The organism is Desulfovibrio desulfuricans DSM 642, from assembly GCF_000420465.1.
In the GTDB taxonomy this organism is placed as follows: Bacteria; Desulfobacterota; Desulfovibrionia; order Desulfovibrionales; family Desulfovibrionaceae; genus Desulfovibrio; species Desulfovibrio desulfuricans.
Genome location: NZ_ATUZ01000020.1, coordinates 55,801 through 80,104, shown reverse-complemented (window position 1 = coordinate 80,104; position 24,304 = coordinate 55,801). Strand labels below are relative to the sequence as shown.

Genomic DNA, 24,304 nt, shown 5'->3' with positions numbered 1-24,304 from the left:
ATGGTTATGCAGCAGGATATGGATTTAGCGCGGCACTGCCGCGAACTGGCGGATACTTCGCGTTCCGCAGGGGCATGGCTTCAGGACAATGCCGAGCTTGTGGGCAACGAACGCGCTGCCCTGCAAAAGGATCTGCGCCATGCGGCCCGCTTTTTCGGCAAGTGCGAGCAGGCGGCCCGCCGCAAGATGTGCGTGGGCGTGTTTGGCCCCAGCCAGTCGGGCAAGTCCTACCTTATCTCGGCCCTTGCCAGTGATGCGGACAAGGTGCTTCTGGCTGATTTTTGCGGTCAGACCTTCAATTTTATCAAGGATATCAACCCAGAGGGCGGCAAGGAATCCACGGGGCTGGTCACGCGCTTTACCACCACGCCGCCCAATGGCGTTACCGAGGCCTACCCCATCCGCCTGCGTCTGCTTTCGGAAACTGACGTGGCCCGGGTGCTCGCCAATACATACTATGCGGACTGCGACCACAAGGACGCACCCAATGCCGAGGCCCTCGCCAAGGAGCTGGAGAGCCTTCAGGGCCGCGCCCAGTCTGCGCCCGTGCCCGGCGGCATGAGTTTGGACGATGTGGAAGAGCTGCGCGATTATGTGAATAAAAACTTCATTTCACGTCCCAGAGTGCAGATGCTCCAGAACGGCTACTGGGTGCGGGCCATGGAACTGGCCCCCCGTCTGGAACTGGAAGACCGTGCCCGCCTTGTGGGCCTGATCTGGGACAGCGTGCCGGAATTTCAGGCAGTGTATATACAGCTTGGCGCGGCTCTGCGCCAGCTTGGCAACGCTGCCGAGGCATGTTGCGCCATTGACGCGCTCATACCCCGCAGCAACAGTATTATTGACGTGGCGCGGTTGCAGGGCCTCAACGAGCCGCCCACAGACATGCTGACCCTTGTGGGCGCGGAGGGCCGCAAGGCTGACCTGCCGCGCGCGCTGGTGACGGCCCTCACGGCCGAAATCACCATCTACATGCGTGAAAAGCCGGATGATTTCTTTGACCACACCGACCTGCTGGACTTTCCCGGCTACCGCGCGCGCTACAAGTTCAGCGATCTGCGCGCCGCGCTGGACAGCCGCAAGGACATGCTCAAGGAACTCTTTTTGCGCGGCAAGGTGGCTTACCTCTTTGAGCGCTATCGCGAAGAAAAAGAACTCACCAGCATGCTACTCTGCATCGGACCCAGCACCCAGGAGGTGCAGGATCTGCCGCAGGCCGTGTATGAATGGATATGCTCCACACACGGCGAAACGCCGGAAATGCGCGCCAGCAAAGCGCCAGCGCTCTTTTTTGTGCTCACCAAGATGGACATGGAGTTTGAAAAAAAGGCCGGATCGCCCTCTGTGGAAACCCGCTGGACAACCCGGCTGGAATCCTCGCTGGTGAACTTTTTCGGTCAGGTGCACGACTGGCCGCAAAACTGGGACGGCACGCACCCCTTCAACAATGTCTTTTTGCTGCGCAATCCCAACTTTTTGTGCGAGGCCATTTTTGATTACGCCGACAGGCGCGAAACCGGCATCCGGCAGGAACAGCAGGCCTTTGTGGAAGAAGTGCGTCAGTCCTTCATGCAATCGCCACTGGTGCAGAAACATGTGGCTGATCCGGAACGGGCCTGGCAGGCGGCCATGACGCTCAACGACGGCGGCGTTGGCCTGCTCCGTCAGAGCCTGCGGCCCCTGTGCAACCCCGAACTCAAGCGGCAGCAGATCAGCGGCAGCCTTGTTGAAAAATGCGAGCGCCTGCGCACCGGGCTTGCGCCCTTCTACCGCACGGACGACAGGGAAGAACTGCGCAGGCAAAAGGAGCAACTCACGCGCCTGCTGGTTTCGCAGATGGCCAGGGTTGCGGAAAAGCAGCTGTTCGGCGAATTTTTGCGCCGCCTTCAGGTGCGCGATTTTGACCTGTACGAAATCTGCCTTAACGCCCGCCAAAGCCCGGATGAAGGCCAGACCGCAGCGCCTGCGCAGGTTGTGGGCGCGCGCGTTTCCGCCACCGACATTCTGGGCGATATCTTTGGCGACGACGCTCCCGTGGCCGCGCCAGCGGCAGACGCCGTTGATGCAGAAGTAAAGGACAGCGCCCAGGTCTTTGCCGGAATGGTCATGGATCACTGGACAGGGCGGCTGCACGACCTCTGCAACGATGTGGAAGTCAGGGGCCAGCTTGGCCTGCCAGCCAAGGAACTTGACCAGTTCTGCCACGAGCTTGTGCAGGCCGCAGCGCGCTGCAAGCTGCGCGAAAATCTGGAGGCTGAGCTGCGCCGCTCATCGGCATTCAGCAACATGGCCCGCGAGCGCCTCATGTGGAAGCAGGTGAGCCTTGCTGCGGACGCCATCAACGCCTTTGTGGACTGGTGGGGCTTTGACCCACGCTTCAAGGATCAGACGCGGCGCACCGTTGTTGTTGGCGGCAAAAGCGTGCCCCTGTTTAACCCACCGCAGGAAATCAAGGGCGAACCCCGCATCGGCGAGGAAGAATCGCCCTATGACCGCCTGTGGTATACCGACTGGCTGCGCGCCATGGCCTACAGCGTTATGGCCAATGTGGATTTTGACGGCCAGCAGAGCGTCAACCCCGAACAGAACAACCGCCTGCGCGAACTTTTGCAGGCGTTCAAAGGATAACCCATGCGCGCCAGCATTTCAGCCGATACCGGGCGCGGCCCCGGCAACGGAATCATCGAGATTTTTGACGCAGGCGATGTGAGCGAACCCGGCTTTACTTTGCTGCGGGCGTCTGACGGCAAATGCCTTGGCCCCCGTGGCTGGCAGGAGAGCGAAACCCTGCTCACCCCCGAGGCCTGGGACAATGACGGCGGCAGCCTGCGGCTGGCGGTCGGCCCTGCGGTGGTGGACGAAGTGGACAACCTCGATGCCTACCGCATCAGCCTGCGCGGCGTGGGCAGCTGCGCCCTTGCCGTAAAAACGCTCATATATTCCAACATTGCGGGCGGGTATGGCATGGGCGCTGGCGCTCCGCAAACTCCCCCGCCTGTTGCACCGCCAGTCTCGGCTCCAGAGCCGGAACCAGTGCTGGAATCGCCGGAGCCGCCACTTGCTTTTGAGGAGCCGCAAGCGCCCCAGCAGCAGGAAGCTCCGCTTGAAATGGCAAGCAAGGAAGAAGGCAAATCCGGCGGCAAGGCCGGGCTTGTGATCCTGCTGGTGCTTGCAGCCATTGCCGCAGGCGTAGCCGCGTGGTGGTTCTTGCTGCGCGAGCCGGAAAAGCCCCCCCTGCCCACGCCCCCGGCGCAGACACAGAATGCGGACAAGCCCCAAAGCCCGGATCAGGCGCAGCCCAAGCCCGCAGATGCCGGTCAACAAGGTGCGGATGCCGCCAAGCAGCCGTTTTCTCCGCTTGCTTCGGCGCGGGAGCAGTTGCGCGGGCAGGCATTGCCTGACGTGAGTCTTGCCATGGCAAAGCCATTGCGCAAGACCGATGCCAAGCCGGAAGAAAGCGATGCCGCATTTTTGCTGCTGGAAGATGCAGCGCAGAAAGGCGATGCCGAAGCCATGTTTCTTGTGGGTCAGTTTTACGACCCGGCCAGCACCCTGCCGCGCGGCAGCATTCCCGCCGACCTCACGCAGGCCAAGCGCTGGTATGATCAGGCCCTGCAAAAGGGCCAGCCTCAGGCCAAGGCGGCACTGGACACGCTGAAAGAACACGCCCGAGCCCTTGAGGCCAAGGGCGATGCCGAGGCGCGCTCCCTGCTGCAAAACTGGCAATAAACGCGGCACCCGAGCAGTTTGACCTGGAATTGCTGTATTCCGCGAGGAGTTCACTATGCATTGCATGCCCATGTTTCGCCGTTGCTGCCTTGTAGCCCTGCTGGTGCTGGGCCTTGGCGTCTGCCTTGCTGGCACTGTTTCCACCTCTTCTGCCGCGCCCCTGTTGCAGCAGGGTAAAAAAACGCTGTTCCAGCGGGTGGTCAGCCATCCCGGCGCGGCTCTGCTGGCCGAGCCAAAGGCCGATGGCGCCGTGGTGCGCAAAAGCGTGGTGCCCTTTACGGTTATGTACGTCTATGACCGCAAGGACGCGTACCTTCAGGTTGGCGCTTCCACCGCGCAGCCCGAGGGCTGGATGGAAGCCGCCAAGGCTACGGACTGGAACCAGTCGCTTACCCTGCTGTTCACGCCCCGCACCGGGCGCGATCCTGTGCTGTTTTTCAAGACGGAAACTGGCCTGAACGAACTTTGCGCCGCTCCAGACATGGAAAAAAGGCTCGATGCCCTTGAAGCACAGGCCGCAAGCCTGCGTCAGAGCAACCAGCCCGCGCCGGAAACCATGCCCATCCTTGCCAGCGAACCGACGGACGCGCAGGGTGCAGTGTCTGAAAAGCGCTTTTATCTCATGCCCATACTGGACATGAAAGACCCCTTTGACGGCGTCAAGTTTCTGCGGGTAGCTTCCATTGACCCCGGCAACGGCAAAAACAAGGACGGCAAGAACGGCCCGCCCAAGACCGGCATTGCCCTTGTCATCGACACCACCATTTCCATGAAGCCCTATATCGACCAGAGCCTGAATGTGGTTCGGCAGATATACGACAAGATTGAAAAAGACCACATGACCGACAACGTGGGCTTTGCCGTTGTGGCCTTTCGCAGCAGCACCAAGGCTACGCCCGGGCTGGAATACACCACAGAGGTTGTGAGCGATTTTGCCACGGCAAAAGACCGCAAAAGCCTTGAAGAAAAGCTTTCAAAAGTGCAGGAAGCCAAGGTTTCCAGCCACGATTTCAACGAGGATTCGCTGGCTGGCGTGTACAAGGCCGTGGAAGGCCTGAACTGGGGCGACTATTCCTCGCGCCTTATCCTGCTGATCACCGATGCTGGCCCGCTCAAAAGCGGCGACAAGTTCGCCTCTGTTGCCATGGGCCCAAGCGAAGTCAACGATTTTGCCCGGCAAAAGGGCATCTGGATTACCGCCCTGCACCTCAAAAGCCCCGGCGGCAACGCCAACCACGCCTATGCGGAGCAGAGCTACCGCGCGCTGAGCAAGCTTTCGGGCAACCGCTCCAACTATCTGGTGGTGTCTGCGCCCACGCCTGCCAAGGGTGCGGAGCAGTTTGCCGCCATCACCAAGACTCTGGCAACTGGCATGCTCGATATGGTCAAGAACACCGCCGAAGGCAAGATCATGACCAAGCCCAAGGACGAAAAGCCCCAGACTGCCTCGGCGGAGGATCAGGCCGCCAATCTGGCAGCGACCCTCGGCTATGCCATGCAGCTTGAATACCTTGGCAAGACGCGTGAAAACGCCGCGCCTTCCGTGGTTAACTCCTGGATTGCAGACATGGATCTGAGCCAGCTTGCCAAAAGCAGGCAGACTCCCAGTGTTGACGTGGCCGTGCTGCTGACCAAGAACCAGCTCAACGATCTGAGCGCCCAGCTCAAGGCCATTATCGACAATGCCGAGCGCACCAAAAAGACTGACGCGCGCGACTTTTTCCAGGGTGTGCTTTCTGCTTCCACCCGCATGGCCCGCGACCCCAACATGCCCACACAGGGCAAGAATCTGGCCGAGCTTGGCGTGCTTTCCGAATTTCTGGACGGCCTGCCCTACAAGAGCGATGTCATGCTGCTGCGCGAGGAAGACTGGTACCGCATGAGCGTGGGCGAACAGACGGCCTTTATCAACCGCCTCAAATCCCGGCTTGCCCGGTATGAGGAATATGACCGCGACCGCGCCAACTGGGAAAGCTTCGGTCAGCCCAACCCCGGCGACTGGGTATATCGTGTGCCCCTGAGCATGCTGCCCTAGGGCTTTTTGTCCCCTGCCCGCGTCTGGTGGCCTTTTTATTCAGGTCGAGTAGCAAGAAGCGTACACGTCCTTGATAAATAGGCCCCTTCCCTGGCAGGGAACAGAATTTTTCATGGTCTTGCCAAACGGGTACGCAACGGGTCAGGAAACGGGCAACAGCAAAAGCCTGCGGCCCGCCGCAATGCTGGGAGATTTAATGTCCGACATGGTTTTCAGCCTGCGCAATATTGGCAAAACCCGGCCCGGTGACGAGGGTTTTCGCCTGCGCATAGAGCAGCTTGACGTGCCGCGTGGCAGTCTGCTGGCTCTGGTTGGCCCCAGCGGTTGCGGCAAAAGCACCGCACTGGATATGCTGGCCTGCGCCCTCAGCCCGGATATGACGCCCGAGGGCTTTACCCTGCCGCACAATCCCGCCGGGGCACGGCAAGGCGACCTGCCCCATCCCGCCAGTGCCGCCGCCAGTTTTATGTTCAGCCCGCAGGCCGGTGCCTCCACGGATATTCTGGCCGCGTGGCGCAGCGGCGGCACCGATGCTCTGGCCCTGCTGCGTCTGCACTATCTTGGCTATGTGCTGCAAACAGGCGGCCTGCTGCCTTTTTTGAGCGCGCGCGAAAATATAGTGCTTCGCTGCAAGAGCCTTGGCACCCTTGCCACGCGGCAGGAGGCCATCACAACCGTGGTTGACAGGCTTGGCATCGGGCACTTGATGGGGCATTACCCGGCAACGCTTTCCGTAGGCGAACGCCAGCGGGTCTCCATAGCTTCGGCGCTGGCACACGGGCCATCGGTCGTGCTGGCGGACGAACCCACAGCCGCGCTTGATCCCGGCCATGCGGCCAACGTGCTGCGGCTTTTCGCGGAGCTGGCGCGTCAGTTAAGCATCACAGTGGTCATGGTCACGCACAACCTTGAGCAGGCGCGTCAGGCCGGATTTGTGCTCGCGCCGGTACGTGTGGAGCAGGACAAGGGCGGCAGCGCGTCCATCCTCCACTGGACAGGGAGGGCGGCCTGATCATGGCGGCGAATACCTGGACAACCATGCTGCGGCTGGCCTGCAAGGACTACTGGCACGAATTTCTGCTCTCGGCCTGCGCCGTGCTTGGGCTGGCAGCAGTGCTCACTCCCCTGCTGGTGCTCTACGGCGTAAAATTCGGCGTGGTGCAAACCCTCACCGAGCGGCTGCGCAACGACCCTCGCAATCTTGAAATTTCGCCCGTCATAAGCGGCAGATACACGCCAGAATATCTTGCCAAACTGGCAGCCCACCCGGATGTGGCCTTTGTGCTGCCGCGCACGCGTTCCATTGCCGCCACCATGGACCTGAGCGCGGGCAATGGCGATGCGCGTTCTGTGCTTGTGGCCTCGCTGGAGCCAACAGCCGAGGGCGATCCCCTGTTGCTGCGCTTTGGCGCTGCGGTGCCGACCATGCCGCAATCGCCCGACACTGAAGCCATTGGCGTAACCCTGTCGGCATCTGCGGCGGAAAAGCTGCATCTTAAACAGGGCGACACCCTTAATGGAAAGGTTGAACGGCGCTTTCAGGGCAAGGTGCAGACTGCCCGCGTGGCCCTGCGCGTGGCGGCAGTGCTGCCCCTTGCCGCCCAGCAAAAGGATGTGGCCTACGTGCCCCTGCCTCTCATGGAAGCTACGGAAGACTACCGTGATGGCCGCGCCGTGCCCGAACTGGGCGCGCAGAACGGCTGGACAGGCGAACCCCGCCCGCAGGGCGAGCGCGTCTACCCCGGATTCCGCCTGTACGCCCGAGGCCTTGACCATGTGATGCCACTGCGGGAGGCCTTTGCGGCCCAAAAACTTGATGTATACACCCATGCGGAAGAAATCGAGCAGGTTACGGCGCTGGCGCGGGCTCTCAACCTGATATTTGCCCTCATCTGCGCAGCAACAGGCATTGGTTTCCTGGCGTCCACCGCCAGCAACGTACTGGCTGGCATCAAACGCAAGGAGCGCATCCTGGGCCTGCTGCGGCTCCACGGCTTCACCACTGGCAAGCTGATGCTGTTCCCGCTGGCGCAATCGTTGCTCACAGCCCTTGCGGGCACGGCGCTGGCCTCCGGCGTGTACGGGGTGGCGGCCTTTGCCATCAACAGACTTTTCAGCGCCAGCGTTACCGGCATGGAGCAGGTATGCCTCCTGCTGCCAGAGCATTTTGCGCTGGCCTTTGCCGCAGTTTCGGGGCTTGCCCTGCTGGCCGCCCTTGCCCCTGCTTTGCGGGCTGCCCGCGTTGAACCCTCGGAGGTTATCCGTGAAATCTGATCTGCGCATCCGCAATCTCGCGCCCTTGCAGTGGGGTTTTGCCGCCGCTGTGTGCTGCGCCCTGCTCCTTGCCCCCTGCGCCTCGCAATCCGTGCTTGCGGCCCTGGCCCGCAAGGCCGATGTGAGTACGGCTGACGCCTATAATCCCAAACCGGCGGATAACGACATCATCCTGCCCATGCCCTGCGGCCTGAGCATGGTTTTCAAGCTGGTGGCAGTGCCCGCCAAGGGCTTGCTGTGGGATATGCCCATGCGCCCCGGTGTGGATGACAGCGCCCATCAGGATCGAGCCTTCTACGATCGGCGCTACAATACCGCGCTTTCCGGGGCTTTTACGCTTGAAGACCTGCCCGCCGCCTGGCGCAAACAGGCTCCGCAGGGGCAGAACTACTTTTACCTTGTGGCAAAGTACGAAGTCAGCAACCTGCAATGGCATGCCGTGATGGACAATGCCTGCCCGGATACAGCAAACCCTGGCGCGGAAGCGGCCCGCCCCGCTACAGATATGAGCTGGTACGATGCAGTGGACTTTACCCGCCGTTACACCACATGGCTTTTGCAGAACGCGCCCGATTCGCTGCCGCGTTTTGCTGGCGACCAGCGCAACGTGGGCTTTGTGCGCCTGCCCACTGAAACGGAATGGGAATACGCCGCGCGCGGCGGGCAGACTGCTGGCAGCCAGCTGCTGTTGCAGGAGGATTTTTTTGCCCTGCCCACCGGGGAGAGCAAGGCCGACTACGCCGTTTACAGGCCGGAACAGGGCGCACGGGCCGAGGGCATGGCAAACATAGGTTCGCGCAAGCCCAATCCGCTTGGCATTTACGACACCGCTGGCAATGCGGCGGAAATGGTGCTGGATGCCTTTCGCTTTTCAATGGCTGGACGTTTGCACGGCTCTGCTGGCGGTTTTGTGCGCAAGGGCGGTTCCTTCCTCTCTGGCGATGCGGAGATTCTGCCGGGCCGCAGGGAAGAAATGCCCTTCTTTCTCACAGACGGCCCCGCACACGCCCGCGATCTGGGCTTTCGGCCGGTAATATCGGGTATCAACACCCCCGGCGGCGGGCGTCCGCAGGAACTGACCGCCGAATGGAACAAGGCTGGCGAAAAGCTGGCCCCGCTGGCGCAGGACGGTCAGACAGCACGTAATCCTCTTGATGAACTCGACCGTCTGCTGGCTGCCGCGCCGGATGAGGCATCCCGCAAGAATCTTCAGGATCTGCGCAATACCATCAAGGAAAACAATATCATGCTGGAACGCCAGAAGCAGCTTGAAGCGCAATCGCTGCTGCGTACCGGCGTATATATGATCGAAACCATAAGAAATTACTCCAGCAGACGTAACAGTTTGAAAACGCAAATCGAAAGTATGGAGCGTGAAAAGGCTTCCGCCAAGGGTGCGGCCCTTGAAAAGCTCAAGCAGATATTGGATACTGCCAACCGGGGTCTTGTGATGCTTGATACGAGCATTGAAAAGTCCCTCACCTTCTACCGCAGCAAGGTAGAAGAAAGCGCGTTGCTTGCTCCCGAAGTTCTTGCCGCCGCAGATGCATCCCTTGCAAAAGATTTCAGCGGCAATGATCCTTTCAACGAGAACATGCATCGAAACCTTGAACTGTATCGGCTCCACGTGGACGCGGTGCGCAAAAACAAAACAGTTTCGCGCGAGGCCATGCAGAAAGCAATTCTTGAACGCCGTTTTCAGTAGACAAAAGGAGAGAATCAATGGCTGACAAAATGCGTATTGGCTGGATTGGCACGGGTGTTATGGGCCTTTCGATGGCTGGACACCTTCAGGCAGCCGGCTGGCCGCTGACCGTATATAACCGCACCAAGGCCAAAGCCGAACCCCTGCTCGCCAAGGGCGCCAAGTGGGCCGACACCCCCCGCGCCGTGGCCGAAGCCTCTGACGTGGTCTTTACCATTGTGGGCTATCCCCATGATGTGGAAGAAGTGACGCTGGGCGAAAACGGCGTGCTGCGCGGCCTGGCCGCTGGCGGCATTGTGTGCGACATGAGCACCTCCAGCCCCGTGCTGGCCGAGCGCATTGCTGCTGCCGCCAAAAAGCAGGGCTGCGAATCGCTGGACGCCCCTGTTACCGGCGGCGATGTGGGCGCGCGCGATGCCAAGCTCTCCATCTTTGTGGGCGGCGACAACGCGGCTTACGAGCGCGTACTGCCCTGCTTCAACAAGATGGGCACCAACATTCTGCACTGCGGCGGCGCTGGCTTTGGCCAGAAGGGCAAGCTTGCCAATCAGGCCGCCATCGCTGGCGTGATGATCAGCACCTGCGAATCCTTCCTCTTTGCGCAGGAAGCAGGCCTTGACGTTGCCAAGTGGATGGAGCTTGTGGTTGCCGGTTCCGGCGGCAGCTTTGCCATGAACACCCTTGGCCGCCGTATGCTCAAGGGCGACTTTGCCCCCGGCTTCTTCATCGACCACTTCATCAAGGATCTGGGCCTCTGCCTTGACGAATGCCGCCGCATGAAGCTTGTGCTGCCCGGCATCACCCTGGCTGACCAGCTTTACCGCATCCTGCAGGCCAAGGGCCAGGGCAGCAAGGGCACTCAGGCTCTGGTGGAATGCCTTGCCGAACTTTCGGCCAAGGATTGGCGCGCCTGCTGCAAATAACTGACGCTTCCGGGCCAGCAATGGCCCTTGTGCCCGTCCGGCTTCCGGGTCGGACGGGCAATGCATGACGAGCCTGCGCCCGCCGCTTTCGGGCAACCATAAACAGGAGATCCGCCATGCCTTCCGCTTCTCCCGGCAGTCCGTTGGATGACCCTGCCCTGGAGCAGTACCGCCCCTTCATTCAACGCCGCACCCAAGCCTGTATGGCAGAAATTGAGCGCATACGCACCCTCTACGGTTCGCTGAGCGTCTACGCTGGTCAGCACCTCACCCTTGGCGTTCACCGCCTCACAACGCCCGCAGGCAACATCTGGCGCTGGCGCGAATACATGCCCAATGCCGAAAGCCTGTGGCTCACCACCGACAAACTGAACTTTCAGCGCCACGCCAAATACCGCTTTGAGCGTTGTGCAGACGGCATTTTTGAACTGGAACTGCCCGAAGATGCCCTGCAACACGGCACCTACGTGGAATTGCGGCTGGTTCCCGCGCATGCGCAGGACGCGCAGCACCCCGGCAAGGCCCTCAAGCGCGTGCCAGCCTTTGCCAACTGGGTGGAACAGAACGCAGCAGTGCCGGAGCAATGGTGCGCCCGCCTGTGGCTGCCGGATGAACCCTACCGCTTCAGGCATCACCGCCCTGCCCGGCAGGCCTTTCCACGTATTTACGAGGCTCATGTGGGCATGGCGCAATCAGCGCAGGCGCACAAGGGCGACAGCGTGGGCAGCTATGCGGATTTTTGCCGCGACATCCTGCCCCACATCAAGGCTTGCGGCTACACGGCGGTACAGCTCATGGGCATACTGGAGCACCCGCTGTACAAATCCTTTGGCTATCAGGTGGGCAGCTATTTTGCGCCGTCCTCGCGCTACGGCACCCCGGACGGCTTTAAGGAGCTTGTGGACACCGCGCACGGCCTGGGGCTGGCGGTGATACTTGATGTGCCCCACGGCCACGCCAGCGCCAACACGGAGCAAGGGCTGGCGCAGTACGATGGCAGCAGGTACTTTTTTACCGAGCAGCAAAACCAGTGGGGAACGCCATCCTTTGACTTCAGTCAGGAGGCAACGCGGCGTTTTCTGCTCTCCAACTGCCGCTACTGGCTGGAAGAATTCCACGTGGACGGCTTCCGCTTTGATGCCGTGGGCAACATGCTCTATGCGGATTTTGGCGAGGATGACGACTTTTCTCATGTGGGGCGCTGCTTTTACGGCAAAAACGGCCTGCCCCGCGCCGATGTGAACGGGGAGCTGTATCTCAACCTTGCCAATGCCCTCACGCACGAGCTTGCCCCATCAGCCATGACCATTGCCGAAGAATTTTCCGGCATGCCGGGGCTGACCTGCCCGCCGGAGCAAGGCGGCCTTGGCTTTGATTACCGCTTTGCAATGGGTATTCCCGATTACTGGGCCAAGTGCATTGAAGAGCCGCGCGACATGGGCAGCCTGTGGTATGAAATGACCAACCATCGGCCCTACGACCGCACAATCAGCTATGTGGAATGCCACGACCAGCACATCAACGGCAGCGATGCCATGATCTGGCGGTTGCTGGGCGATGCCATGTACGGCCATATGGGCAACAAGGCCGAGAGCTGGAACATATCGCGCGGGCTGGCCTTTTATCGGCTCATGCGGCTTATAACGCTGGCAACGGCGGATGCGGGCTATCTGAACTTTATGGGTTGCGAATTCGGGCATCCCGAATGGCTGGATGCGGAAAAAAAAGCGCACCGTCAATGGCGACTGGCGGACGACCCGGGGCTGAAATATCACTCCCTGGCCACATGGGACAGGCAGATGCTCGCCCTTGTGCAAAGCCACCTTGAGGACTTTGCACAGCCGCCCATGTTCCGCTTTATACATGAAGAAAAACGCCTGCTGGCCTTTGAACGCGGGCAACTGCTCTTTGCCTTCAACTTTCATGAGCTTGAGGCGCAAAAGGGCCTGCGCTTTGCCGTAAGCCCCGGCAAGTATGCGGAGCTGCTTTCGTCTGACGAAATCCGTTTTGCCGGGCATGGTAATCTGGCAGTAAAAAGCCCGCCAACAGAGCATTTTACTGCTCCCCTGCCGGGTCGGTATGAGGGGGATATCACCCTGTATCTTCCGCCGCTTGTGGGATTAGTCTTAAAAAACGCAAAATAATGTTGCAAAAATGTTGACAGACCGGGCTGTTCCGCGTAGTTACTCTTTTCGCGTCGGGATGTAGCGCAGCCTGGGAGCGCACTTGAATGGGGTTCAAGGGGTCGAAGGTTCAAATCCTTTCATCCCGACCAGAGATTTAAAGGGAATTCATGGAAACATGAGTTCCCTTTTCTCGTTTGTGGGGGATGATAACTTTGCTCATTTTAGCTGAAGTTAATTACTAAATGAGCATCTTGACTAGCACTTGTGCAAAGTATAACTTTTATAAAATTGCATATTGTAGGAATGCCTCAGCCACAACTTCAAAATTTGACTAGGTTTATTTTCTGGAGCTGTTATGACCAGTGAAAAAGCCCCTGTTCTCCTTGATGAAAGTGATGTATTAAATTTTGATGAAGTGCTTACGGTATTTCTCGAAAGCATTGATTCAATATGTGTTACAACAACACTTATAATGCCTATATTATGCAAGTCTGCAAAAAAATATCAGAAGAAGCTTGAAGAATTTGAAAAAAAACACTGTGAAATTGATTCACCAATAGAAGGCACTGAGATAAAAGTTCCTATAGCGTACAATAAAACATGGAATATGCTTTGGAAACGTTTTACATCGTATGGAATTTCAAATGAAATAGTTCCTCAAAGTTTATTTATGGCTTTAATATCTAGCTATGATTCTTTTATTGGATCTATTTATAGAATAATTTTAAATATAAAACCTGAAATAGTAAATGCAAATAAAAGGAATATTGAATTTAAAGACCTTGTTAAATTTTCTAGCATTTCTGAAGCACGAGACTACATCATAGAAAAAGAGGTAGAATCTTTGCTACGGCAAAGCCATTATGACCAACTAAAAGAAATGGAAACAAAATTTTCTATCAAACTTACTGAAAACGATGAATGCTTGAAGCGTTTTATTGAAATTACAGAACGACGCAACCTATATGCGCATTGCAATGGAATTCCTTCTGATCAATATTTTGACGTATGCAATAGACACAAATGTGATATTTCTGGAGTTCAGAAAAAGTCAAGATTAGATATCTCTCCAGCATACTTTTTTGAATCATTTTCTTGCATATATGAGTTAGCTGTAAAGTTGACGCACGTATTATGGAGAAAATTTATGCCTGAAGATAGGGATAACGCTGATGCAAGTTTAATTGATATTAGCTATTCATTAATTGATGAAGGGCGTAACCGTCTTGCTGCAAGGATACTTGACTTTGCATGTAATTTGCCCAAGTATTCTTCAGAATTGAATAAATTAATGTTAATTGTTAATCGGGCACAAGCATACAAGTGGGGCAACAATAAGGAGGAGGCACAACGGATACTAGGCGAAGTCGACTGGTCAGCAAAATCAAATGATTTTAAACTTGCTAATTTTGTACTTCTAGAAGACTGGGAAAATGCAACGAAAATAATGCTGTTAATTGGGGCTGGATCTGACCAGACTAAATTTGGTTATGGCAATTGGCCACTTTACAAAGAATTTAGAAAGACAAAAGCTTTTTTGGAAACATATAAAGATATTTTTTCAGAAGAGTTTTCGGAAGAAATTGTAATTCACGACATTCGGCAGAAGTAATGACCTCCAACTACAAAAGTAAAATATTAATTTTAGCATAAAAAGAATTTATAAATAATATTTTTTTATAGTTAGTTGCTTGAAGACATTAGCTTTACCCCTTCCACCTACGTGTGCCCAATCTGCAAATTTCGCATTTTATAAAGAAAATTTTCCGATGAAGAAATGGAACTCATGTTTCCATAAATTACCTTTAGCTCTCTCGCCGGGATGAAAGGATTTGAACCTTCGCCCCCTTGACCTCCATTCAAGTGCGCCTCCTGCACCCCATCTATTGCAAGAGCAACGCCTTTGCGCAACAGCTCTTGCCTGACAAAGCAAAGAATCCATCACATTCAGGTGTTAGAGGCTCTGCCTAAAGGCGTATTCTACTCCCCCCTCCCCCACCCAAAAGGGCCGGAGAAATCCCCGGCCCACTGATCAAGCTGACAGTTTTTCGTTTCCTATGCCTAGAACGTAAAGCGCAGGCCAAGGCTGAATTCATTGGCATACGGAGTATTGCCGATGGAAACCTTGTTGTCGTCAACGCGCTTGCTGATGTCGGTATAGCCCAGCCCCACAAAGCGGTAGGCCAGATCTGCCGAGATGTTTTCCGTAAAGGCATAGGAACAGCCCGCGCCGAGATTCCATGCAAAAACGGTATCATACTGCGTCAGGCTGCCGGAATCCCCATCACCGTCAACGTCAGCAGTGTACTTGGTCTTGATGAATCCCATGCCAAGGCCACCGCCGAGGTAAGGAGTAAAGGCCGTGGAGTTGTGGAAGTCCCAATATGCGTTGGCAAACAGCGTTTGCACGCCCCACTCGCCCTTAAACGATGCCGTGCTGCCATTAATCTGCTGATCCCAGGTTTTGGTCATATTGCTTCGTATGGCATATTCCAGTTCTGTGCGCATGGGCACCTGAAACTGCGGGTAAAAGTCATACCCCACAAAAATGCCGCCCCCAACGGTGTTTTGCGAATACTGACCTACGCCAAGCCCCTTCACATCCCCGCTCAAAGAGAACGGGCCAGTGCTTTGAATGGAATCAATAAATTTCAAACCGCCATAAACGCCGGTGTTTTCCGCAGCCGCAGGAGCCGCGAGTGCCAGGGACAGAACCAATGCAAGCATGAGACGCTTAAACATGATGACCCTCCTTGGTTTTGCCAAAAAAAACAGGTTTGTTTTCTGCATATTCCTTTTTTTTCTTGACGACAACAGTCAGACAACTGTTTTTGGCACAAATTATGCGTGGTGAGGTAACAAAGACAGATTTTTTAAACTTACAGGCAGGGGAATCTGGTTTTTTGTCGATAGAAAGCGGAAAAACAGCCGTTAGAAACGAGAAAAGGGAATCCATGTTTCCATGAATTCCCTTTAAATCTCTGGTCGGGATGAAAGGATTTGAACCTTCGACCCCTTGAACCCCATTCAAGTGCGCTCCCAGGCTGCGCTACATCCCGACGTGAAAGGTGTATCTACGCGGAACCGCCGGGCCTGTCAACTTATATAATCATTACAGGATTTTTCCTTTAAGCGGGCGCTACACGGCGCAAATCCGCTGCGCACGCGATAATCTCCCTACCATATCTCCCAATGGGGGCCGCCGTGCTTAAACCTCTTTCCATCCATCTGATTGCGGGCGAAGAAATCTGCCGGGTAAGTCACTCGGCTATTTTGACTTGCATTGTCCCTCACGCTGCGCAATTTTAGTAAAGCCGTCCCGGCCTGCTGTTGCGCTACTGCAAACCATCCTTCGCCAGAATCCGACAGTGATACTGCTCTACGCCGCCAAAGCTACAGAAATGAATAATGCGGTGGCGTTGAAAGAATATATTGAAGATATTTTTGCATGGGATACGCAATATAATGAAGCTATAATAATATTAAAATTACTAATTTTTCCATATTATTACCGTAAAAGGATGGTTTACATTATGAATACAGAAGATCAAGAAAAACTATTAAAAAGTATAACTTCTGCATTACATGAAATATTCAACAATACTAATCTTCATGAACCACAACTGGTGGCAAACATGGTTTGGCATCTTCCACACTATCTGAACAGCACACTTCTTTCCCATGGCAATTTTATCAAAACTGGTGGCGTATTTATACACGCGCATCCATTTGTTAAGATCGATCATTTCCCGGATAAAACTCAAAACTATGTTGAACTAGGCGATCTTTTACTATTGCGAACAGCATATCGTAATGGGCAGCTATGTGATCGCCGTGCAATCCTTTTACAAGCCAAGAAGATTGACGGCATTCCGGCACTTCCAGACAACATAAATCAGCACCATCTTTATGCGAATTGGCCCATTTTTGAATACGTACGCTCATCCAGGCACTTGAACGGACAACTACGGCACTTGCGGGGGCCGGATTTATACAACGCAACAAAATATTTACTGATCGGCAATGAAGACGCAGAAAATTACCGCATTTGCTGTAACTATTATGGCTGTGAACCGGCAATAATTTGCAGTTGTCTTCAGCCAATTTTGACAGCACATCCATCTGCACCTCAGCTTTCACATTATTACTGTTTTGCCCGCGAGTTGCTTGATTTCATTCTTGGAAACTCTGGTAAACCGTACAGCACGGAAGTGCACCATGCTGAAACTGGTTGGAATATGGTCATTAAGGACCTAACAAGCTGTATTGGTCTGCATTACTCTAAATTTATGAGTAGAGCATCACGGGATGCTTCCAGAGCACGCAGTGCTGGCAGCAATACCTTTTTTGTGTCTGGCAAAGCCGAAAAGCAATCCATATTGTCAAAGATAGGGGTGATGCCAGAGGGGGACAGCTCTTTTGGCCGTGATGTTCCACCAGATGTGCCTGACAGAGAATACATTGGTGACTATGACGATGATGGTGGAATTTCTGCACTAGAGTTTACGGTTCATATGGAAGGAACGGAATAATGCCTGGTGTACCAATGAAACAGCGCAGGCTGAGTGGAACGGCCTGTAATGGCATTGGGAAGGCTTGCATGCCATGTTGAAGCCCTCAACAAACTTATTCAGAAAATCAGCGGCAAAAATTGCCAGCCATCTGGCGCGTACGGCACAAAGAAAAGAAAGGTAGCAGGCCTTGCGCACAATTCTGCACAAAGGCTCCCTGCCACCATCTATCGCTCAAGGCTAACGGATAACCGCTTTTGCGGGCTGTTTCTGATTTATGTGTAACATGGCCTGATGCGCTCGCCGCCTCAGGCTGCAACCACCACGGCATCACGCCCAGCTTCCTTGGCGGCATACAGGGCTTTATCTGCGCGGATCAGCATGACTCCCAGCGCCGCCTCTGCGGATTCGGGCGATTCCACCATGTCCGCCATATCTGCGCATACAGCCACCCCAATGCTTATTGTTACCGAAAGCTCGTTGCCGTCATGCAGCAAGGGGTGTGCTGCAACTGCATGCCGTATGCGGTGGGCAAGCTCTTCACCTTGCCGGGCATCCGTACAGGCAACAAGAACCACAAACTCCTCGCCTCCATAGCGCACAAGGAGGTCTGCACTGCGTACGCTGACATTGATTATCCGCGCGGTGTGCTGCAAAACCATATCGCCGACATTGTGCCCAAAGGTGTCGTTGATACTTTTAAAGTGGTCGATATCAAGCATCAGACAAGCGCACTGCTGGCCTGACGAATGCGTTTTTTTAAGAAATTCCGTACCCATAACCTGCAAAAAACGACGGTTATGCAGGCCTGTGAGCGCGTCTTTCAGGCTTACGGCCTCGGCCTTTTTGATCTGCCTGGCGACCCTGAAGCTCATTACGGTAAACGCATCAAACAGAATTCTGAGTTCGCTGGGCATATTTTTCTGGTCACACAATTGCCCTGTTGCCTCGTAATTGTTTTTACGCAGCTCGAGCGCATAGGCCGTAAGCTCCTCAAGCGGAGCTTCAATACTGCGGCAAAAGCGCAGCATCAGCGGCATCATAAACAATATTGCGCAGAGCGATCCAAGGCCGACAAAAATAGTAAGCCAGCGGTATCCTGCCAGAATCTCGTCTATTGACCGAAAGTACACCAGCCGCCAACCACCATGCCCAACAGCAACTGAAGCGCCGAGCATGCGCACGCCCTGATCGTTCACGAATATCTGACCAGTTTCGCCAAGCTGCATAAGCTGCAAGGGAATTTGCTTTGCAGCATCATCTGCATTGCTTGCAACTGCCCTGTGGGGTGCAAGTATGTTTCCTTGCGCATCGCACAGTATCAGCCCCTGCTTGTCCGGCACAAAAGATCCGTGCAGCCATGCGTCCAGCTCGCCCACGAGAATGGACAAAAATACGACTCCGTCAAATTCCCCAGCCGGATTAGTCACTGGCATTGAAAACATGCACACGGGCTTGCCGGAAACCCGCCCTTTTATTCCTGTAGTAATCGCACTCTGGCCCATCATTGCCTGTTTAAAATAATACCTGTCACCGCCGTACAAACCAGGTTTGCCCATAGAATCAATTTCAGAAATGCCCTGTGCATTGACAAATACAGCTGCTGAAATGCCTGTGTGACTTTCATCGTAATCGCTAAATTCTTTTGCAGCACTCTCCATATCTGATCTGTGTGCTTTAATAACCTTTGTCAAAAATAAAACATCCTGAAAGCACACATCTACATAGGCTTTAATTGTATTTTTATTTTGACCTAAAATTTCAGCAAGCTGTTTTTTTTCATTTTCAATAAGTCGTTCTTGCTGAAAGAAAATAAAAAAAAGCGCCGCAATGGTAATTGGAATACAGACAATGGCAATAGTATAGGCGCGAATACGCCCCCTGATCGTATCAAATCGAAAAATGCTCATAAGCCTATGTCTGTTCATGACCATCTCATTTACTTCCAGATTTTACTTTTTTGCCTGCCTGAAATCATTAGCAATATCTGTTCCAGTACTTTTTTGTTTCCTGTCAAAATATTGGTAACAAACCATATATCCTGTGCATACGATCAATAACAAGGAAATGGAGATAATTTTTCAGGATACAAACAGTGTGATAACTCATTATATTTATGCTGAAAAAGAACTATAAAAAATGTCTTGAAACATGATACATGGCAATTACTTGAGACCGTCCCAAGGGTCTTCACTTATCGATAAAATTTTTTCATGTTTATGCCGGATCATACATTTCAAAAAAATAGTGAGTTCAAAAAGATTATTGAGCGGCATCTGCTCCTCAAAACACTATAAAAATATGAACCCCAATTTTATGAGCAATTTTTAGCGCATCAAGACATATATACACTACCAGTACAGCAGTAATCAGTTCACAAATTCGATAGCTCAATTGTAATAATAGCACACAGCCCTGTCCAAAAAACAACATCAACATCACTACAACTAATCATGACACTATTTATAAAGCAAATATTATCGAATGTTATATTTTTAGGCATCTGTTATTTCGCACGAACACCAGCATGTGAAAAAAATATTTATATTTATGAAACATAAACATTATAACATAAATTCCGTAAATAAACTTGCAGCATCACTACTATTGATACCAACGCATGACGCGGCTTGATAAACAGAAAACAGTTTCTGCCGATGCGACTTGTTAGCAATATTGCGCTGTAAATCGCCCATATTTGTTATTACTATTGCCAACGGAGGAACTGTTTTGATCAGCCAGATACTGCATACGTTACGCGGAAAATTTATCCTCACTATATCTGTTGGGGCCATTGCCATGGCCGGGCTATTTTGTTTTTCGTTGCAGGCAATTAACAATATTGAGATCAAATACGCCCACACCCGCGATACCGCCATCGCAGGCAGAATTATTGCCCTGGAAGTAACAAAAAATATAAATTATTTTAGCCGTTTAACCAGAAATATCATGCTTGGCAGCAATATTGACAAAGACCTCAAGCAAATAGACACAGCCATTGCCGCCGTTAAAAAGCACTTTGCCACGCTCTCCTCCCTCAAGCTGCCCGCAGACTCCAAAGCTTTGACGGATAAAGCCCATGAGGCGGCCATTGCATTCATGAACAACGGGCAGAGCCTTGTTGCTCCCTTAAAGGATATCCCCGCAGACCAGCGCTACCTCACCTACAAGACCTATGAAAAGGAAGCCACTCCCTATGCCGTGGCATTTCGCGAACATTTTGAAAATTTGACGCAAATATTACCGCCCTTGCTGAAACAGCCATGGCCGAAATGAATGATGACATCGCATCGCGGCGCATCCTGATGTGGATTGAATTTATTTTTGCCATTTGCCTGGTGTATTGTGCAGGATATTTCCTGACCAACAGGGATCTGCGCGCCATGCGCCAGTGTGTGTCTTTTGCCTCTACCCTTGGTGCCCAGCAGTCAGATGAACGCCTCGCTGCCGGAAGTTTTGCCAGCCTGAGCACTCTGGCTCTGGCGCTGAACAGCACGGCAGACAATCTGGCAAACTACCGCAAGGCTTCTTCCACCGCACAGGCCGAAGCGGAGCATGACCGCGAAGAAGCCAGAAAAGCCCTCGCGGAAGCACAAAAAGCGCAATCTCTTGCAGAGAGCGCCAAAAGCGAAGGGATGCTCCACGCAGCCAGCCAACTGGAACATGTGGTTGAAATTGTCTCCAGCGCTTCGCAGGATCTTGCGGTCAAGATAGACCAATCCCGCAGCGGAGCTGACGATCAGTCAGGCCGCGTGCGCGAAACAGCCACGGCCATGGAGCAAATGAATGCCACCGTGCGCGAAGTTGCCCAAAACGCGCAGCAGGCCGCCGGCATTGCAGACCAGACCCGGCAACAGGCGCTGGAAGGCGCGCAGATTGTCAACGATGCGGTCAAGGGCATTGAGTCGGTGCACACGCAATCCCTTGCCATCCGGCAGGATATGGACGTGCTGGGCAAACAGGCCGAAAGCATCGGGCAAGTTATGAGTGTTATTGCCGACATTGCAGACCAGACCAACCTGCTTGCGCTTAACGCCGCCATAGAAGCTGCCCGGGCGGGCGATGCCGGGCGCGGCTTTGCCGTTGTTGCTGATGAGGTGCGCAAACTGGCGGAAAAAACCATGTCTGCCACTCAGGAGGTGGGTCGGGCCATTGGCGATATTCAGGCCGGGACACGAAAAAATATTGTGAATGTGGAACAGAGCGCCAGCGCCATTGAAGAGGCGACCAAACTTTCCATTCGCTCCGGCGATTCGCTTAAGCAGATTCTTGAGCTTGTTCATCTGGTGAATGATCAGGTTCAGGCCATTGCCACTGCAAGCGAGCAACAATCTGCCGCCAGTGAGGAGATCAACAAATCCGTTGAGCAGGTTGCAACCATTTCTGCCGAAACGGCTCAGACAATGGAAAATGCCGCGCATGCCGTTGATGGCCTTGCGCAGCAGGCGCAGGTGCTGCAAGGGCTTATCCGCGACATGAAAAATCAGGGCTGAAGCACCTGAGTGCAATCTTTCTTTGCGAAAGGCCGTCCATCACCGGGCGGCCTTTTTGCGTTGGTGCAGCAATTTTTGCGCACGCGCACCCCGCAGCTTCTGAAATCGACAAGTAATATTTTTACGCCGCAGTGTATGGACACAGTCCGCAAGGCGCATTAGGCTGTTTATAACCAAAATGCTTGGAATGCCCTCATCTGCATTCCAGGCCGCTTTGCAGGGCATCGCATACTCCGTGGTTCATGGCAGCTGCGAGAATTATTACCACCTTTAACATGCCAATTTCATTTGTTTATAATTGTGTAATAGTTTTGTCCGCACTTGCTGCGGGCCATTCAACCTCATGCTTTTGGGGAGGCGCACCATGCAGTTAAAAGTAGCAACCCGGCTTTGGCTGGGCTTTGGTTCCATTTTTTTTCTGATGCTGCTCAGCGCCTTGATTATGCGCCATAACCTGAGCCAGGCCGACCGCCTTGCCGACACAACAGCCAATGAAAGCATGCCGCTGGCCATGCTGGCTGCGGATATGAAGCTGCAAACCGTGCAGGTGCAGCAATTCCTGTCTGACGTTTCCGCAACGCACAGCCCTGATGGGTACAAGGAGGCGCAGGAATCCGCAGATACCTTTCATGAGCATGCAGAGAAATTCCAAAACAAGTTCGCTCTTGAGAACAACAAAAAATCACAGGAAAGGCTTGCCGCACTGGTCAAGTCATTTGACGCCATGTACGCGCTGGGCCGCAAGATGGCCGATGCTTACATCAACCAGGGCATAGAGGCCGGCAACGAACTCATGGAAGATTTCGACAATGCCACAGAAGCCCTCACAACGGCTCTGGAACCATTTATTGAAGAACAGACCGGCATGGCAAGCCACAACCTGAGCACGTTAAAGGACGAGCTTGCCACAAGCCTGATCCTGCAATGGGTTCTGACCGGAATTTCAATTATTACTGGCTCACTTGGGGCATTTTTTACAATCCGGTCATTCATGGCGCAGCTTGGAGCGGAACCTGCCGATGTTGCAGAAGTGGCGCGCAAAATTGCCCACGGCGACCTTGAAGTGGATATGAACCTGCACGGCAGCCGTAAAAACTGCGGCCTGTTTGCCGCCATGCGTGAAATGCGCGACAAACTCAGCGAAAGTTTCACCCAGGCCTCAACGCGGCAGGCTGAGGCAGAACTGCAAGCCGAAACCGCCCGCAAGGCAACTGCCGAAGCCCAGCAATCAAAGCTGATGGCTGAAAGGGCCAGGGCGGAAGGCATGTTGCAGGCAGCCCAGCAACTTGAAGAAGTGGTTGAAGTAATCTCTGGCGCTGCGGAGCAGCTTTCTACGCAGATAACCCAATCCAGCCGTGGAGCGGATGAACAGTCAAACCGCGTACACGAAACTGCCACCGCAATGGAAGAAATGAATGCGACAGTGCTTGAGGTTGCCAAAAATGCCCAACTCGCAGCAGGGGTTTCTGGCAACGCTCAAAAACAGACCATTGAAGGCGTACAGATTGTGAGCACTGCGGTTGAGAACATTAAGTCCATTCATGCAAAATCATTGGCAATCAAGCAGGATATGGGGGCCTTGGGCAAACAGGCCGAAGCCATTGGCCAGATCATGAACGTCATTGCGGATATTGCCGACCAGACAAACCTGCTTGCGCTCAACGCCGCCATTGAGGCTGCCCGTGCTGGCGATGCAGGCCGGGGCTTTGCCGTGGTGGCTGATGAAGTGCGCAAACTTGCAGAAAAGACCATGACAGCCACCCGTGAAGTTGGGGACGCCATCAGCGGCATTCAGCAGGGCACGAGAAAAAATATTGATAATGTGGAAGACGTGGGCGCAGCCATTGAAGAAGCAACCACGCTCTCTGCCCGTTCTGGCGATGCATTGCGGCAAATACTTGAGTATGTGGAGCATGTTAACGATCAAATTCAGGCAATTGCCGCTGCAAGTGAGCAGCAGTCGGCAACCAGCGAAGAAATCAACAGATCGGTCGAGCAAGTCGCAACCATTTCTGCCGAAACAGCGCAGGCGATGGATCACGCAAGCAAGGCAGTGGGTGCCCTCTCCCAGCAGACGGCTGCACTGCAAGGCCTTATACGCGACATGAAAACTCACGGCTGATGCGCCTTTCATTCCTATTGTATCTGGCCGCCTTCGGGCGGCCTTTTTAGTTTGCTGACAATTTTATGCTAAAAACAACCCGAATGAACTTACGCCTAAGAATAATAATTCTTACTGGTTGTAACGATTGCAATGTACTTGCAATCTTTTTTTTCATCCCATAATATATCAAATATAGGATTAGTATTCCTTACAAACATATAACCAATTGTGATGCTTCGGCTCAATCTGCATCAGACACGCACGTTTTGTAAAACGACACTCAAATATCAAAGAGCCTTCGGCATCCAAGCAGAAAGGAACATTGCGCCAAGCAGTCCCCCCATTTTTACCAGCAAGCTATTGGAACAGGAAATGGCAAGCCTCAGGACTTGCTACCATATCAA

General features: G+C 53.9%; 14 protein-coding genes, 2 tRNA genes and 1 pseudogene. 14 read left to right on the top strand and 3 right to left on the bottom strand.

Features of this window, described 5'->3' with window-relative positions; all coding sequences use genetic code 11:
- Positions 1-18 precede the first annotated feature (18 nt).
- The 10 genes from G449_RS0115120 (at position 19) to G449_RS0115075 (ending at position 14,404) form a co-directional block, all read left to right on the top strand.
- A complete protein-coding gene (locus G449_RS0115120; protein WP_245170734.1) occupies positions 19-2,628 on the top strand; it encodes a virulence factor SrfC family protein in 2,610 nt (869 codons plus the stop codon).
- 3 nt (positions 2,629-2,631) lie between these two features.
- The gene (locus G449_RS0115115; RefSeq protein WP_022660158.1) at positions 2,632-3,729 is read left to right on the top strand and encodes an SEL1-like repeat protein; all 1,098 of its coding nucleotides are present in this window, start codon (positions 2,632-2,634) and stop codon (positions 3,727-3,729) included.
- A gap of 55 nt (positions 3,730-3,784) precedes the next feature.
- Positions 3,785-5,764, top strand: coding sequence for a vWA domain-containing protein (locus G449_RS0115110; protein WP_022660157.1), 1,980 nt, complete (start codon positions 3,785-3,787; stop codon positions 5,762-5,764).
- 196 nt (positions 5,765-5,960) lie between these two features.
- A complete protein-coding gene (locus tag G449_RS0115105) occupies positions 5,961-6,776 on the top strand; it encodes an ABC transporter ATP-binding protein (RefSeq protein ID WP_027181065.1) in 816 nt (271 codons plus the stop codon).
- Between the two features lie 2 nt (positions 6,777-6,778).
- On the top strand, positions 6,779-8,038 hold the full coding sequence (locus tag G449_RS0115100; RefSeq protein WP_022660155.1) for an FtsX-like permease family protein: 1,260 nt from the start codon (positions 6,779-6,781) through the stop codon (positions 8,036-8,038).
- On the top strand, positions 8,028-9,743 hold the full coding sequence (locus G449_RS0115095) for an SUMF1/EgtB/PvdO family nonheme iron enzyme (protein WP_022660154.1): 1,716 nt from the start codon (positions 8,028-8,030) through the stop codon (positions 9,741-9,743). Before G449_RS0115100 ends, G449_RS0115095 begins: the two co-directional genes overlap by 11 nt.
- A 17-nt stretch (positions 9,744-9,760) precedes the next feature.
- Positions 9,761-10,666 carry an NAD(P)-dependent oxidoreductase gene (locus tag G449_RS0115090; RefSeq protein ID WP_022660153.1) on the top strand — a complete coding sequence of 302 codons (906 nt, stop codon included), beginning with the start codon at positions 9,761-9,763 and terminating at the stop codon, positions 10,664-10,666.
- A 116-nt stretch (positions 10,667-10,782) separates the two neighbouring features.
- The gene (locus G449_RS0115085; protein ID WP_022660152.1) at positions 10,783-12,810 is read left to right on the top strand and encodes an alpha-amylase family glycosyl hydrolase; all 2,028 of its coding nucleotides are present in this window, start codon (positions 10,783-10,785) and stop codon (positions 12,808-12,810) included.
- Positions 12,811-12,864: 54 nt separating this feature from the next.
- Positions 12,865-12,941 (top strand) — tRNA-Pro (locus tag G449_RS0115080).
- 206 nt (positions 12,942-13,147) lie between these two features.
- Positions 13,148-14,404 (top strand): hypothetical protein, encoded by a 1,257-nt coding sequence (locus G449_RS0115075; RefSeq protein WP_022660151.1) that lies wholly within the window; start codon positions 13,148-13,150, stop codon positions 14,402-14,404.
- A 449-nt stretch (positions 14,405-14,853) separates the two neighbouring features.
- Here G449_RS0115075 and G449_RS0115070 read toward each other — a convergent pair whose 3' ends face one another.
- Positions 14,854-15,534 (bottom strand): outer membrane protein, encoded by a 681-nt coding sequence (locus tag G449_RS0115070; RefSeq protein ID WP_022660150.1) that lies wholly within the window; start codon positions 15,532-15,534, stop codon positions 14,854-14,856.
- Positions 15,535-15,774: 240 nt separating this feature from the next.
- Positions 15,775-15,851 (bottom strand) — tRNA-Pro (locus G449_RS0115065).
- Positions 15,852-16,160: 309 nt separating this feature from the next.
- On the opposite strand from G449_RS0115065, the gene G449_RS18520 reads away from it, so the two are divergent.
- Positions 16,161-17,324 carry a DUF488 family protein gene (locus G449_RS18520; protein WP_159060490.1) on the top strand — a complete coding sequence of 388 codons (1,164 nt, stop codon included), beginning with the start codon at positions 16,161-16,163 and terminating at the stop codon, positions 17,322-17,324.
- Between the two features lie 287 nt (positions 17,325-17,611).
- Here the strand turns inward: G449_RS18520 and G449_RS0115050 are convergent, their stop codons facing one another.
- The gene (locus G449_RS0115050; RefSeq protein ID WP_022660146.1) at positions 17,612-19,213 is read right to left on the bottom strand and encodes a sensor domain-containing diguanylate cyclase; all 1,602 of its coding nucleotides are present in this window, start codon (positions 19,211-19,213) and stop codon (positions 17,612-17,614) included.
- Positions 19,214-19,967: 754 nt separating this feature from the next.
- Here G449_RS0115050 and G449_RS0115045 point away from each other — a divergent pair.
- The 3 genes and pseudogenes from G449_RS0115045 to G449_RS0115035 all read left to right on the top strand — a co-directional run bounded on the left by G449_RS0115045 (position 19,968) and on the right by G449_RS0115035 (position 23,918).
- The gene (locus G449_RS0115045) at positions 19,968-20,579 is read left to right on the top strand and encodes a hypothetical protein (protein ID WP_159060489.1); all 612 of its coding nucleotides are present in this window, start codon (positions 19,968-19,970) and stop codon (positions 20,577-20,579) included.
- A gap of 599 nt (positions 20,580-21,178) precedes the next feature.
- Positions 21,179-21,796 (top strand): annotated as a pseudogene (locus G449_RS18805) (methyl-accepting chemotaxis protein); the annotation flags it as partial.
- Positions 21,797-22,160: 364 nt separating this feature from the next.
- Entirely contained in the window at positions 22,161-23,918 is a 1,758-nt protein-coding gene (locus tag G449_RS0115035; RefSeq protein ID WP_022660143.1) for a methyl-accepting chemotaxis protein, read from the top strand.
- Positions 23,919-24,304: the final 386 nt, after the last annotated feature.